Genomic DNA, 14606 nt, shown 5'->3' on the forward strand with positions numbered 1-14606 from the left:
GGTTGACCTTGCTATTCATATCATAGTGGAATAATCGTTGTCCTATCCCAACATGTGCTCTTTTAGGTGCTAGTATCTAACCATAAAGTATTAAGAGATCAGTTGAATGCAGGGTCCAAAAAAGCCAAATAATGAAGCGCAAAGAGTAGAAACACTTAAACGACTCAATATTCTAGATACCAAACCAGAAGAACGTTTTGACAGATTAACTCGCTTGGCAAGACGTTGTTTTGATGTGCCTGTTGCTGTTGTAAGTTTGATCGATAGTGACAGGCAGTGGTTTAAATCTTGTGATGGGATCGATGTCAAAGAGACTTCACGAGAAGTTTCATTCTGTGGCCATGCTATTTTGGGTAATAAGCCGCTGATTGTTCCTAATACGCTCAAGGATCAACGTTTTTGCGACAATCCATTGGTGACGGGGGAGCTCGGTGTGCAATTTTACGCTGGGGTCCCGCTGATTTATCAAAACGGCTATCAGCTTGGCACCTTGTGTATCCTCGATACCAAACCGCGTCAGCTGAACCAAGAGCAAATTATTGATCTGATTGATTTAGCCAAGATAGCTGAAAACGAGCTTTCTGCCAGCTTAACGGCAACAACCGATACACTAACTCACATTTCTAATCGCAGAGGTTTCGACTTGCTCGCCCCCAAGGCGATGGAACACTGTTTGGTTGGTCGGTTAGCGGTCTCGTTGGCATTTTTCGACTTAGATCACTTTAAGCAGGTTAATGACACACTCGGTCATGCCGTAGGTGATCAGGCGTTGATCGATTTTACCCAACTGCTTACTTCATCATTTCGAGACTCGGATGTTATTGCACGGATTGGCGGTGACGAATTTGTTGTGTTGATGTCTGGGGCAAGTGAAAAGGTTGCGAATGTGGCCATCCGCCGTTTTAATGAGGCGATTGATGCCTTTAATCAAAACCAAGAGGCACCCTACAAACTTGAATTTAGCGTAGGTGTAGCGTCGGCCAAAGAAAAGAGTGATATGAATCTTGAAGTGTTATTGAAGATGGCTGATCAACGTATGTTTAAGTCTAAACATTGACCGTTTTGCTAATGTGAGCCCAGAAAGATTAGTCATTAACTTGTCGTCAAATTGACATTAGGTTGATGAATTTTGTCGACACCTTCAGCTAATATACCTACTTGGTAGGTGAGGTTAGTTGTGTGGTGTATTGTGCAAGCTTTTATTCAAAACAAACGCGCAGGTTTACTGTTGTTGATTGCGTTTTTATTGTTGGTCGCGCCAATGTCTGCGTTGGTCAGCCATATCGATTTATTAAGTGATGTGAGTCCTTTTTTAGGTATGGTTTTTACCCTTATAACCGATTCAGCAGGGACCAATGGTTTTCTCATCACCCTGACGTTGTTAGTCGCCATCACTTGGTATTTGGTCGGTAGTCGTTCTCGATTGCTCGCACTTTTGGTTCACCTCAGTATTTTGCTTGTGATTGGTTTTGTGGCTAAAACCGGTTTAAAGCATATGACGGAAAGCCCGCGTCCTTACACCGCTCTTCTTGTCCATCAGTTATTCATTCCTCAAGCTGAACATTTCTATAAATTAAATGATGCTCAGCAAACGCACGTTATTGAACAGGTTTCAAAACAAGTATCACATTGGAGAACCAAGCACTGGCAGGGTGAAAAAGACTATTCATTCCCATCAGGACATACCATTTTCTCTGCGATTTGCTTGGCATTTTTTGGTGGCGTGTTTATTGAGTACAAGCGTTATGCACTGGCGGCTGGACTGGGTGTTTGGGCGATAATGGTCGCATACAGCCGTCTATGGCTCGGGATGCACCGTCCGATAGATCTGGTCGGGTCGATTCTGTTTGTTGGCTTAGTTTATCTGCTGATTCCTAACATATACCGACTGATTGAGCGATGGTTCACTTTGTCTGCGTTTTCTCAGCATAAAAAGTTAACCCGTTAGTTCGGCGATTGCATAATGCTTATTATTCGATTATTTTGGAAATATATAATTATGAGGAAAAACCTATGGAGCTTGAAGCCGTTGCTAAAGCTTTAAAAGAACTTGGGCATCCGATCCGACTCAGCATTTATAAACGGGTAGTCAAAGCTGGCTATCAGGGCATGGCGGTAGGCCGGTTGCAACAAGCGCTCGGAGTTCCTAGTTCAACCTTGTCTCATCATATTTCCAGTTTGCTGTCTGTGGGCTTAATCAGCCAACGTCGTGAAGGACGCACGCTTTACTGTGTGACTGATTACCAATGTTTACAAGGTGTTATCGATTTTTTGCAAGAAGAGTGTTGCGCCGAAGAGAAAGGCTCCTCAAGCTGTAACTCGTGAGTGCTCGTCGAACGGGTACGATGTTGTTCGAAAAAGGCCCCTGAGGAGATGGACAATGTCGAGTTAGTCACCACGCAAGGCCAATGTCACGGCCGAGTAATGAAGTGCTCACAAGTCATGGAGAGTTTCGATAAGTTCGTTGCCTAGTGTGGCGGATTTTGCAAAGCAATTAGGGAAGGTTATTGGTCTACATACATCTCATTATTCGACTATTATAGCTATATAAGTATCAACAAGGTTTCTGCCTAAGGTTCGTTATGTTTTTTACCAAGAAGAAAGAGTCACCGCTGAAGTCTAGTCATGCCGATGATGTGTACACTTCATTAAAAAAACATGTTGCATGGATCGAGTTCAACCCGGAAGGAATTATCCAAGATGCGAGCTCACTGTTTTTGAGTGTCGTAGGGTACTCGTTGGACGAAGTGAAGGGAAAACACCACAAAATCTTTTGTTCTGATAGTTATTCCAGTTCTTCTACTTATCTGAGTTTTTGGCGAGATCTTGCCAATGGAGTCTCTAAAGAGGGAACTTTTGAGAGAAAGAATAAGCAAGGCGAAACCATCATTCTTGAAGCCAGCTACTTCCCGATTAATGACATGGACGGTAAGGTCACGGGCATCGCAAAGATTGCTTCAGATATCACCCAGTTGTATTACAGAAATCAAAAGAATGATGCTCTTTTTTCAGCCTTGGACAAATCGCAGGCCATTATTGAGTTTGATCCTAACGGAACCATACTTTGTGCCAACACTAACTTCTTAAAAACATTAGGCTATAGTGATAACCAAGTTGAAGGAAAGCATCATCGAATGTTTTGTTTTGATGACTTTTATGATGAAAACCCTAAATTCTGGCAAGAACTACAAAGCGGTCAGATAAAGTCAGGACTTTTTCAGCGTCGAACCTCTTACGGGGAGAGTGTCTGGATAGAGGCTACATACAATCCGGTAATGGATAGTGCTGGAAATGTTATAAAAGTGGTTAAACTTGCCACTGACATCACAGAGCGTGTTGAACGTAACCGCGCGATAACTGAAGCTTCAGAGATCGCCTACTCTACGTCGGTAGAGACGGCCCAAATCGCTCAAGAAGGTTCTAAGCTTTTGGTCGACTCTGTTGCCGTCTCTTTAAGCGTATCCCAAAAAGCGCAAGAGACCGCCGAAAAAGTACAACAGCTTAAATTGAGCTCGCAAAATATTCAAGATATTGTATCTACCATACAAGGCATAGCAGACCAAACTAATTTATTAGCACTAAATGCGGCCATTGAAGCAGCAAGAGCGGGCGAACATGGAAGGGGTTTTGCTGTTGTCGCTGATGAAGTGCGCAAACTCGCGTCTCGGACTTCAGACTCCACTAACGAGATTGTTAATGTTGTTGAAGAAAATCAGGGGCTTATCAACGAAGTTACCACTAGAATAATTGAAATGTCATCAATTTCAGAAACTGGGAATGCCAAAATTACCGAAGTATCATCGGTGATGGATGACATATATAAAGGTGCCGAGAACGTTTCTAACACCGTGTTACAACTTTCTGACAGTCAGTCTTCTTAGTGACTTATGTTTTATGGTTAGTCTATTTTTAAATTGGTCATTGATGTCAATGTATGCTTGGAGGCTTATTGGCACTACCTATCCATGACGAGCTGAAAAAATGAGCACTTTATGGATGGAAAAATATTCAAATTATTCATGGCGTTAACATTTACAACCTCGTTGTTGATATGGTTAACAAATTCGCAGTGAAAAATTATTTTCACGTGAGGTTATGTGGGATCCTTTGCATGCCACATGGCCCTCATAAGGAAAATAATAATGAATAGAAACGATAGTGTCCCTTTACCCACCAATACCCGAGAATGGTTTTTTAACCGTAACAGCATGATCATCTTAGCGGATGTAATTTTGTTTGCGGTGATGTATTTTACGTTACCCTTTGATCCTCAAGTTGTCTTGGGGATCTGTATGCTAACGTTTGTTGCGATTCTTTGGTTAACTGAAGCCCTACACGTTACGGTAACCGCTATTTTAGTCCCGATTATGGCGGTCCTGTTCGGTGTGTTTAATACCCAAACCGCGTTAAATAATTTCGCTAACTCCATCATCTTTTTGTTTTTGGGCGGTTTTGCACTTGCGGCTGCCATGCATCGTCAAGGTCTAGATAAGGTCATTGCCGATAAAGTACTGATTGTAGCGAAAGGCAAAATGAGTGTAGCAGTGTTTATGCTTTTTGGTGTCACAGCTGCGCTTTCTATGTGGATCAGTAATACCGCGACAACTGCGATGATGTTGCCATTGGTGCTTGGTGTATTGAGCAAGGTGAATTCTGAAAGTGGCCACAAAACCTATGTGTTTGTGCTGCTGGGGATTGCGTACAGTGCCAGTATTGGTGGTATCGCAACGATTGTCGGTAGCCCACCAAACGCGATTGCAGCGGCTGAAGTGGGGTTAACCTTTACTGACTGGATGAGGTTTGGTGTACCCACCAGCTTAATTTTATTGCCTGTGTCGATAGTTGTACTGTTTGCGGTGTTAAAACCGGATCTTTCAGGTCAGTTTGAACTTAATCATGAGTCAGTCGATTGGGACAAAGGAAAAGTTGTTACCTTGCTGATTTTCGCTACGACCGTTAGTTTGTGGATTTTTAGCAAACCGATCAATGCCATGCTTGGTGGTTACGCTAAGTTTGATACTCTGGTCGCTTTGGGAGCGATCGTCGCAGTCAATTTTGCACGTGTCGTGCACTGGAAAGATATTGAAAAAACTGCTGACTGGGGTGTGTTGCTGTTGTTCGGTGGTGGTATCTGCTTGAGTAACGTACTTAAAGCGACGGGCACCAGTGTCTTTTTGGCCAATGGGTTGAGTGAGATGATCTCGCACCTTGGTATTTTCTTTATTATTGCAGTCATCGCAGTATTTGTTGTCTTCCTGACTGAGTTTGCAAGCAACACAGCAAGCGCTGCATTGTTAATTCCAGTCTTTGCCAGTGTGGCAGAAGCGTTTGGTATGTCGCCGGTTGTCTTATCCGTGTTGATCGCAGTGGCGGCATCGTGTGCCTTTATGTTGCCAGTGGCGACACCGCCTAATGCCATCGTGTTTGGTTCTGGGCATATAAAGCAAAGTGAGATGATGCGTGTCGGGATTATTCTCAACATAGCATGTATTGGCGCACTGACCTTTATCGCGCTAAGTTTTTGGACGTAATGAATGCGTTAAGTTCCATATAAGAGCAAAAAATCCTCGAAGTTATTCGAGGATTTTTTTGACAGGCATTCAGCTTAGAGTGTGGATGGGAAATTGCGTTTGGACATTTTTGCGTTAGAGATGCTAATAATTTAGTTTGAAACGGATAACTTTTGGTATTGAAAAAATGCTTGGTGAAGCCTCCAGCAATACTAGGGCCCGGTCAGATCTAGCCAAGCTTTTAACGGACAATAGGATCCATGAATAAAAGTGTACTTTAGCCTCAAGTGACAGCAGAGAAGGTCGATGTTCAATCGTGTTATGTAACAACCCTATTTCGCCCTTGTGATTTGGCATCATAAAGATTAGCATCTGCTTCACGCTGGATTTCATCGATATAACTCGACGTATGCGCCTCAGCCAAGCCAATACTGACCGTGACAGAGATCGCTCTCCCTAGATAGCGAACAGGCGTCCTATCAATTGCTTGACGAATGGCCTCCGCATTTTTGAGAGCATGTTGTTGAGAGACACCAGCTAACAGAATACAGAATTCCTCTCCCCCTTGGCGAAACACATTTTCTCCTCCCACCACATGAGCCATCGTTTTCACCACAGACTGAAGTACGCAGTCTCCGCCATCGTGACCGTGTTCATCATTGATGGCTTTAAAGTAATCGATATCTAATACCAATAGAAAGTATGATGTTCCTTGAACTTTTAGCGCTTGGTAACGATGCTTCAATGCGAGGCGATTATTAGCTCCAGTTAGCGGATCAAGCGTGGCTAACTTACTTAGTTTGTTTTCCGTTGACTCGCGGTTGAACTCATACACATGTGAGATCGCCGAAATACTGAAATAACAAAAGGAGAAATTGATCATCATCGTCAACATGTCAAAGTACTGCTCTAGGTAAAATTGATAAGTGATGTTGACGATCTGGATGAAAAACAAACATGCAGTCGCTACAAAGCCCACTTTGTAGCCAAGCAACAAATAGTAAACAATAGGTAATACCAGCGACCAAAAAAATACACCATTAACTGTTGGCTTGAGGAAAGTGCCACTAATGACGAGTAACGTCAGGCACAGTGACATAATGTACTTATGGCCCTTGTATGCATTTCCCCTATCGATTTGGCGATAAACATGCCAAGAGTAAAGCGCATATAAGCCTTCCAACGTGCCGTATAGATAACTCTGGCTAATAGCAAAGTTACCGATAGCCAGCAAGGCGGCTAAACTTCCGATCCCGAGACTCATGCCTTTAAGCACTTTGAGACGTAGTGTTAAGCTGCCATCGAGCTCGTTTATGTCCATATGTTCGTCCATGGGTTAAATGCCTATAAGGCTCGTATATGATAACCTGATTAACTTATTGATAACAAGGATATTAACGCATATGTGCACACGTATATTTAATAACTTAAACGATAAATTTCCAGTGACAGCGCGCAACATGGATTGGTATTGGCCCGTCAATACTTACTTTTACGCCTTCCCTGAGGGCACGGTAAACCGAGGTCTTAGTACCGAGTCAGCGGCAAAAATCCATATTGCTCCGCAGCAGGTACTGCAATGGACATCTAAATACGCTAGTTTGACCACCGTCATGGGTAGCGACAAAAAGGGTTATGCCGCCGTAGACGGATTAAATGAAGCGGGGCTTGCAGTAAACGGCTTATATGATTCTCATGTCAGTTATGGTCCCACTGACGGTGAAGGTCAGTTCCTCAGCGCCAATCGCTGGGTTCAGTTTGTGCTCGACCGCTTTGCTAACGTCCAGCAAGCTATTCAGTATTTTGCCACTCACAACATTACAATTGTCTCGGAGCTTTTACCAGACACCTCTAACACACAATCACATCTTCACCTTGCTCTTTCCGATGCAGATGGCTGTTCAGGCGTAATCGAAGTGCGCAACGGTCGATTTGAACTCTATGAGAGCTCTCAGGATACCGTTGTCACCAATCAACCGGATTACAAAACTCAACGAATGCTGACGGCCTATTGGCAGTATATTTGGGGCAAAAGACCTAACGCTCCAGTTGAACACCCAGTATTTTCTGCGCCTGGCGGTAATAGCGCTACACAACGCTTTGAGCGCGCCAGTTATTACTTCACCTTTGCTCAGCCTGCAAAAAAACGACGCGAAGCGGTGTATCAAGCTAAATCATTGGTGGCCGCTTGCTCTGTGCCTGTGCACTTTAACCCCTATTGCGCCGAGAAAGCGTCTTATACGATCTGGACAAATCTTGCCGATCACCGCAAGAAAGTTTACTCCCTGTCTAGCACTGTGACCATGAGCACACTATCACTGCACTTTTCTCCCGAACTCACTACGAGTCAACGCTTGCTGCTGCAAAAAGAAAAAGCAACCAAATCAGCTTGCCCTATCGAGTCTGGCGACGTTACAGACCACCTCGTGGCATGCCCCAACCCATTCAGCTAGTTTTCCTTTGCATCGCCCTCACAGATAAAATCTGTGAGGGCGACCACTTGGAAACAAAAAACTGCTTGCCTCTAAGGATGCCGAGTAGATCCATCGGCTAATACTTTGTTGCGTTCTCGGGGTAATCTCGTAGTGGACGTCGGTGCCAGTTTTTTGCTGGATGCATGGAACCCTTTCATAGATTACTCCTTGTGAAGAAACATCATATACATGCAGCTTTAGTAAATCACTTACCCTTAATTTGCTATCAATGGCTAAGTTCAGTAGTGCAAGCTGCATTAGGTCGGTTTCAAGCTCTAGCCTAGTTCTAATTCGCCAAATTTCTTCCAACTTGAATGGTCGTTTAATGCCGCTGCATTTTCCCGAAGATAACTTTCTCATGTTGACCTCCTCTTCAATATTATTGGTCAACATAAAGTCTGGCTATAAACTGAAACGGTTCCAGCCTTGATAGCCATCGATCAAGCAGTCGTTCAGGGTGATAAGAATCATCCGTGGACAAAAATTAGTTTGGGGGAATAGAATGTTGGTAATCCGTGGATAACTAAAAATATGGAAAAGCTTGTGCTTTTGCAGTGTTATACCGAAGTCAATCACCTGCGTATTTTCATCCCAGCAGAGCAACCAATAACCAGAACTCCTTTATGTTAATTCGCAATCACCTAACTTCTGCCTAAGGATAACATTGAGACACACTTAGAAAGCAATCACAAAATATCAATATGCACTTGGGTTTACATAATTCGCGATTATACACTATCCATGCCTCATTACTTCACTAGATTGACGATGAGGGAAAATGAATGAAATCCTCCAATTACATAGGATGTGTATAATGCTTGCTAAAAAAAGCTTGTTCTCTAGTCTCGCTGTGGCGATGTTGATACCTTCACTCGTCCACTCATCAGACAATGTGCTATTGTTAGATAAATCATTTGCAACAACTCACAATAGTTATTCCGGTAGTCTAAAAGGCTATAGTAACAGTGGTTCCATTATTCAACAGTTAGACAATGGAGTTTATGGCCTTGAGTTCGATATTTACCCCAAGTACGATATGGGGGGAGTTGGACACGACGGCGTTGGAGACGAAGTTTACCTCCAATACAATGCTAACCCCTTTTCGTATGATCTGCGAATCTGGTTTAACCTGATTAACGACTGGTCAAATTTACATCCATTGCACCCTCCTTTGTTCATTTCGGTCGATTTTAAGAATAGAGATGACTGGACTGAGCTAGGTTTATCTGATTTTCTCGATGGGGTGAAAAGCGTGTTTGGTAACAAGCTTGTTACCCCAAATCATGTCCCTGCAGTCTCAGAGATGACCATTACTGACGCTAAAGGCAAAGTCTTTGTTATTTCAAACCATAAAAAATTTTCTGACGACGGAAATCGTGGTTTATACGATAAAAGCAACGATGTCCAATTTTTATATGGTAGCCTTCGAGAGTTCGCTAATTTCAAAGGCAGTGATACCTCGGCAACATCGAAGGTAAAAGACAATAAATCCAAGCGTTTTTCACGGGTGTATAAATGGGATAAGTACGGACATCGATTTTACGACGATAATATTCAGGTAACGTTTCCCGCTAGCGACTACCCATTCTATAGTCAGTATCAAAAATTGCTTCAGCGCGAGCATCAAAATGTCTGGCGCGAACAAGATTTTGCGACCTTCACTATCAAACACCGTAGCAATTATGCTCAAGGGCGTGAGCCAGCTGTATCGATCAACTCTCAAGTTGGCGGTAATCGTGTCGTAGAAGTCCACCGCTCACAAAATAATGACGGTTTATGGTATCGGTTGGGCACACTGGATAAAGCTGAAGATGGCATTAACTGGAAAGGGCATGGGCGATACTCTTCGGGGGTTAGACCGAATGTATCCCTTAACGATAATGGTATGATTGTGGCTGTACATAAATCGCAAAACAATAACGCTATTTGGTTGGTGGTAGGTGAGGTCATCAATGATGACATACGATGGGAAAGTCCTCAAAAATCACCTTTTCAAGGATACAACCCAGACGTAGTGTTAACTGATGATGGTCAAATTGTTGTGGTGTTCAGTGATACCGATTACGACAATATATATTATGCTGTTGGTACTTTGACAAGTGATAAAACGATCGATTTCCCTGATGTCCATCACTCGGTGATAAATGATGAAGGCAGTTCATTGAGCCGGCCCCAAGTCGATGTCAATGACTCCCACCAACTTATCGTCAGTTGGGAAAAAAGCAAGTCGGGAGAAAGGGAGGGGTGGACTCGTATCGGTCATTTAGACGCGAATAAATTAGATATTGAATTCAATGTTGATTCTTCCGTAGAGCGTGCCAGTATAACAAACCGCGTTCGACTGGCCACTACCTATCCGTTTATTTACGACACTGCCCATTTCCCTTCTGTTGCGCTATCACAAAACGGCAATACTGTCACTACACATCGTTCGCCGAGTGGTGATGATTTGTGGTATCGCGTAGGGAAACGAGGGCGATCGACTCAAATTCAGGACGTAAGTGTCAATTACACCAAGGGGCGAGAAGCGAAAGTCGACATGAACGATGAGGGTTATACTGTTGAAGTACATCAATCTCAAAATAACAACGGCCTTTGGCTATCTTGCTCTCGCGGATCCAAGATCTGGGGCTAGACTCGGCTGGTTTTAAGTTGGTTAAGTCTGTTTCAGAGCTTCCAAGTTATGATGAAGATTCGTTCCCAGTATTCGTTAAGCCAGTAAACAGTGCGGGTAGCGATGGGTGTTTCCGTTGTGATGACATCAATAGCTTACAAAGCCGAGTTGAGAGTCTGGTTAATGCGGAAAACTTGCTAGGAAACATCAATACAAGGGTAATGGTTCAGGAGTATATCCAAGGCCAGCAATATGTTGTTAATACAGTGAGCTTAGACTCCAATCATGTATATGGTGACATTCTTGAGGTTAATCTAGAGGAAGTCGATGGGACACCCGTATACAGGGAGATCTCGGCAACGGATATCGATTACAACAAAGGTGTGAGCAAAGATATTATCAAGTATGTATCTGGCTGCCTTGATGCTTTAGGTGTAAAGAACGGCGCAGCTCATACCGAGGTTCGTGTAACTGAATCTGGGGTAAAGCTTATCGAGGTGAATTTCCGATTAATGGGGCCGGATCTGTACATTGACGCATTTTCTTTTGGTGTGGGGTACAGTCAAGCGTCTTTATGGGCTGAGTCAATCTTTGAGCCTGAGAGGTTTCTGTCGCGTGTAGGAGTGAGTAAGCCTAAGAAAATGAACTTCGCTATGGTGTACCTGCGTGGTCACAAGGCAGGAACCGTGACAAGTCGGATTGATTTGAGCAAGATGAGGCGACTACCTGCGTTTCATAGCTTAAGGCAGATTCCTCCGCTTGGTTACGTGACGGAGAACCCTAAGCTTACAACTGGAGACTTTGGGATCGCGTATATTGCTCATGACTCGAAGGATGTGTTTGAGAATACTCTGATGCGTCTAAAGATCTTGGAGCATGATGGTTTATACGGCATAAGGGATTAGATATGTTGGGTTTTGTGTTTATTTTGGCCTCGGTGACTCTACAGGCATTTGCGTTGTCTCGTGTTAGTTTCCAATTCAGTAGTGGGGAGATTATGATTTTCTCTGCGACCTCCTTTTTCTTGTGCTCGATATTTTTTCTGTGCAAGCTGGTGGTTACCAGAAAGCTGAATCTCACTAGGGATAAGGTACTGTCGTTAGCTAAGATGAATTTATATACCTTGCTAGCATTCTTCTCGTTTCATTTGGCTTTGACTTATATCCCAGCATCCAGCGCGGCTCTATTTGAGTCGGCAGTAGCCGTGGTTGTAGTGTCTGTGATTACTCGTGAAACTTTAGGCAGGTTGGCGCAGGCTTTCACCATCGCTTTGCTAACTCTATTGTTTGCAGTTAAGGCAAACGTGATGGATGCAGCGTTGCTGCTGGGCTTGGTTTTGGCTGCATTGGCCGGAATCGGTGCTGCACTAATTTCATTAAAGTCGAACGCAAAGTTTATGGGTGATTTGTCTATTGATGAGATCTTGGCATTTCGTTTTCTATTGTCAGGTGTTGTCGCCACGGGCGTGGCCTTCTCAACGGGTGCAAGCCTTGGTGGGGAAGTAGGTCTGGCAGAGGTGTTCGGGCTTTCTGTTTTTGGTTTTGTGCTACCGTTCTTTTTGCTTCAGAAAGGAATGGAGGTTACCAAGCCTGTACTTACGGTCTGTATGCTATCTGTGATTCCTGCGATCTCTTACTTGTTCGAGTCGGCGCTATATTCGGAGCCTTCGATCCTAGAGGTAATGTTGATAAGCAGTTCGGTGGCCTTGATAGTCTGGTTTTCAATATCAGACATTATAAAAACTCGAACCAAATCGGTATCGGTGAGAGCTTAGTCAAAACTATAGAGACATCAATATGATGTCTCTTTTTTCTCTTTATAGAGTGGTCTGAACCCAAGTTGATTATCCAAGGTCAGTCAGAACATTAATCAACTAAACATATCGTGTTACATTAGAAAAATCAGGTCAAATTTCGATAGTGAAGAATCTTGAGAGTAACAGGTCTAAGGCAGAAAGGGACATAAACGTTTGAGTGATTTACGTTAGTTAATAAATAGCAATTCGTGGCGATCCAGCGTACGGATTCAGTACTATTGTGACGTGATTTAATGTGTGTAATTATTGTGGTTGCATATGGTGCATTCTGTTATGGGGTTAGGTCAAAAAAACAGCAGCGTACTTATCTGACCATGATAAAAATCATTGGATTAAAATCAGCGGTTTATAGAATAAGTATTATTCATTGTTACTTCGGTGGTTATCATGTGGACCAGAGCATGTTATTATTGCTAGCTTTTTGAACGTCCTCACACTTTTTTGTAATCTGTGTGAGGGAAACACACGGCTTCCGAGCCCTAAAAAGCGAAGTACTTATGTCAAATATGACGAATGCCGCCCCTCATGTCCCGATCGAGGACGCAGATTATTCTGCTATCCACCCTCCCTCTATTCTTAAGCGCCTTGAGTTAACCAACCCCGTATTTTGGTTAAGTGGTAGTTTCCTTTCCCTGTTCGTTGTGCTCGCATTGACGAGTTCAGACTCTCTAACCGCAATGGTTAACGCAGGCTTTGGCTTTGCAACGCAATACTTTGGTGCCTACTGGCAAGTTCTTCTTTTACTCAATTTCCTTATTGGTTTGGCAATCGCTCTTGGCCGCACTGGTTACGTGCGTTTAGGTGGCTTAGCGAGACCAGAAATCGATACCTTTAAGTGGCTATCAATTGTACTTTGTACTCTGCTTGCAGGTGGTGGTGTTTTTTGGGCGGCCGCCGAGCCGATTGCGCACTATGTTTCTGCGCCGCCGTTGTATGGCGAAGCGACGGCAAAAAAAGCTGCGATTAACGCACTGTCGCAATCCTTTATGCATTGGGGCTTTTTAGCCTGGGCCATTTTAGGCTGTCTATCAACGATTGTATTGATGCACCTTCATTACGACAAAGGTCTGCCACTTAAGCCTCGCACTCTGCTTTATCCCATCTTTGGTCGTAAAGCGATCGATGGTTGGATTGGTAATGTAACCGATGCGTGCAGCATTATCGCTGTGGCTGCTGGTACTATCGGCCCGATTGGTTTCCTAGGCTTACAGATTAGTTATGCCTTAAACGAATTATTTGCTATTCCAGATACGTTTTTAACTCAAAGTTTGGTGATTTTGTTTGCCATTGCGATGTACACCTTGTCGGCACTTAGTGGCGTAAGTAAGGGGATCCAAATTGTCAGTCGTTACAATATTTTATTGTCAGTGGCTCTGATTGGCTACATCTTACTGTTTGGCCCAACAAGCTTCATTGTTGATGGTTATGTGCAAGGAGTTGGCCGCATGATCGACAACTTCTTCCCGATGGCGCTTTACCGTGGTGATACGGGCTGGTTAAGCTGGTGGACCGTGTTCTTCTGGGGATGGTTTATTGGATATGGGCCTATGATGGCGATTTTCATTGCTCGAATCTCACGTGGCCGCACGATTCGACAGCTCATTTTGTCGATTAGTATTGCAGCCCCATTGATCACTTGCTTCTGGTTCAGTATTGTTGGCGGCAGCGGCTTAGCCTTTGAACTGGCGAATCCGGGCACTATCTCAACGGCATTTGAAGGGTTTAATTTACCGGCTGCGCTGCTTGCTATTACCGCAGAGCTTCCTTTCCCGATATTAATGTCGGTGCTGTTTTTGATCTTAACCACCACCTTTATCGTGACGACTGGTGACTCGATGACTTACACCATCAGTGTCGTTATGACAGGTTCAACCGAGCCTAGTGCTGCGATCCGTGCGTTTTGGGGTGTCATGATGGGGGTTGTCGCGATTGCGTTGATATCGATGGGAGCAGGCGGAATCTCAGCCTTGCAATCTTTCATTGTTATTACCGCTGTACCGGTCTCGTTCATATTGTTGCCAAGCTTATGGCAAGCGCCGAAAATTGCTAGCCATATGGCGAAAGAACAAGGTTTGGTTTAACTTGTCGTTTGATTGATAAGAGCCCTTTTGGGCTCTTTTTGATTTTAGGGCGCTCTGACTTGTCTGCCTGTGATATCGGTCTCTATGGCTTCTAATTGATTAAAACGGCCT

At 43.8% G+C, this 14606-nt stretch carries 11 protein-coding genes and 2 pseudogenes; 11 read left to right on the forward strand and 2 right to left on the reverse strand.

Translation table 11 applies throughout. The features are described 5' to 3' along the window. Window positions 1–106: 106 nt before the first annotated feature. The 6 genes and pseudogenes from CDZ87_RS00820 (at window position 107) to CDZ87_RS00845 (ending at window position 5531) form a co-directional block, all read left to right on the forward strand. The gene (locus tag CDZ87_RS00820) at window positions 107–1057 is read left to right on the forward strand and encodes a sensor domain-containing diguanylate cyclase (protein WP_100751736.1); all 951 of its coding nucleotides are present in this window, start codon (window positions 107–109) and stop codon (window positions 1055–1057) included. Window positions 1058–1189: 132 nt separating this feature from the next. Continuing rightward, entirely contained in the window at window positions 1190–1948 is a 759-nt protein-coding gene (locus CDZ87_RS00825; protein ID WP_100751853.1) for a phosphatase PAP2 family protein, read from the forward strand. A 65-nt stretch (window positions 1949–2013) separates the two neighbouring features. Further along, the gene (locus CDZ87_RS00830; RefSeq protein WP_100751737.1) at window positions 2014–2325 is read left to right on the forward strand and encodes an ArsR/SmtB family transcription factor; all 312 of its coding nucleotides are present in this window, start codon (window positions 2014–2016) and stop codon (window positions 2323–2325) included. A gap of 27 nt (window positions 2326–2352) precedes the next feature. Next, a pseudogene (locus tag CDZ87_RS17270) lies at window positions 2353–2472 on the forward strand (alpha/beta hydrolase); the annotation flags it as partial. Window positions 2473–2582: 110 nt separating this feature from the next. Continuing rightward, window positions 2583–3881 (forward strand): methyl-accepting chemotaxis protein, encoded by a 1299-nt coding sequence (locus tag CDZ87_RS00840; protein ID WP_100751738.1) that lies wholly within the window; start codon window positions 2583–2585, stop codon window positions 3879–3881. Between the two features lie 261 nt (window positions 3882–4142). Continuing rightward, on the forward strand, window positions 4143–5531 hold the full coding sequence (locus CDZ87_RS00845; protein ID WP_100751739.1) for an SLC13 family permease: 1389 nt from the start codon (window positions 4143–4145) through the stop codon (window positions 5529–5531). A gap of 298 nt (window positions 5532–5829) precedes the next feature. Here CDZ87_RS00845 and CDZ87_RS00850 read toward each other — a convergent pair whose 3' ends face one another. Then, complete coding sequence (locus CDZ87_RS00850) at window positions 5830–6831, reverse strand: GGDEF domain-containing protein (protein WP_100751740.1); 1002 nt, start codon at window positions 6829–6831, stop codon at window positions 5830–5832. Between the two features lie 82 nt (window positions 6832–6913). On the opposite strand from CDZ87_RS00850, the gene CDZ87_RS00855 reads away from it, so the two are divergent. Continuing rightward, window positions 6914–7963, forward strand: a complete 1050-nt coding sequence (locus CDZ87_RS00855; RefSeq protein ID WP_100751741.1) for a linear amide C-N hydrolase — start codon at window positions 6914–6916, stop codon at window positions 7961–7963. Window positions 7964–8002: 39 nt separating this feature from the next. On the opposite strand, the pseudogene CDZ87_RS00860 reads toward CDZ87_RS00855, so the two are convergent. Next, window positions 8003–8344, reverse strand: a pseudogene (locus CDZ87_RS00860) (integrase); the annotation flags it as partial. 454 nt (window positions 8345–8798) lie between these two features. Between CDZ87_RS00860 and CDZ87_RS00865 the strand changes: the two are divergent. The 4 genes from CDZ87_RS00865 to CDZ87_RS00880 all read left to right on the forward strand — a co-directional run bounded on the left by CDZ87_RS00865 (window position 8799) and on the right by CDZ87_RS00880 (window position 14495). Then, on the forward strand, window positions 8799–10619 hold the full coding sequence (locus CDZ87_RS00865) for a PI-PLC domain-containing protein (RefSeq protein WP_100751742.1): 1821 nt from the start codon (window positions 8799–8801) through the stop codon (window positions 10617–10619). Then, on the forward strand, window positions 10580–11503 hold the full coding sequence (locus CDZ87_RS00870) for an ATP-grasp domain-containing protein (protein ID WP_100751743.1): 924 nt from the start codon (window positions 10580–10582) through the stop codon (window positions 11501–11503). Before CDZ87_RS00865 ends, CDZ87_RS00870 begins: the two co-directional genes overlap by 40 nt. Window positions 11504–11505: 2 nt before the next feature. Beyond that, window positions 11506–12372, forward strand: coding sequence for a hypothetical protein (locus CDZ87_RS00875; RefSeq protein WP_088728983.1), 867 nt, complete (start codon window positions 11506–11508; stop codon window positions 12370–12372). A 539-nt stretch (window positions 12373–12911) separates the two neighbouring features. Further along, window positions 12912–14495, forward strand: a complete 1584-nt coding sequence (locus CDZ87_RS00880; protein WP_100751744.1) for a BCCT family transporter — start codon at window positions 12912–12914, stop codon at window positions 14493–14495. Window positions 14496–14606 lie beyond the last annotated feature (111 nt).

This window comes from Vibrio salilacus, assembly GCF_002811245.1.
Taxonomy (GTDB): domain Bacteria; phylum Pseudomonadota; class Gammaproteobacteria; order Enterobacterales; family Vibrionaceae; genus Vibrio; species Vibrio salilacus.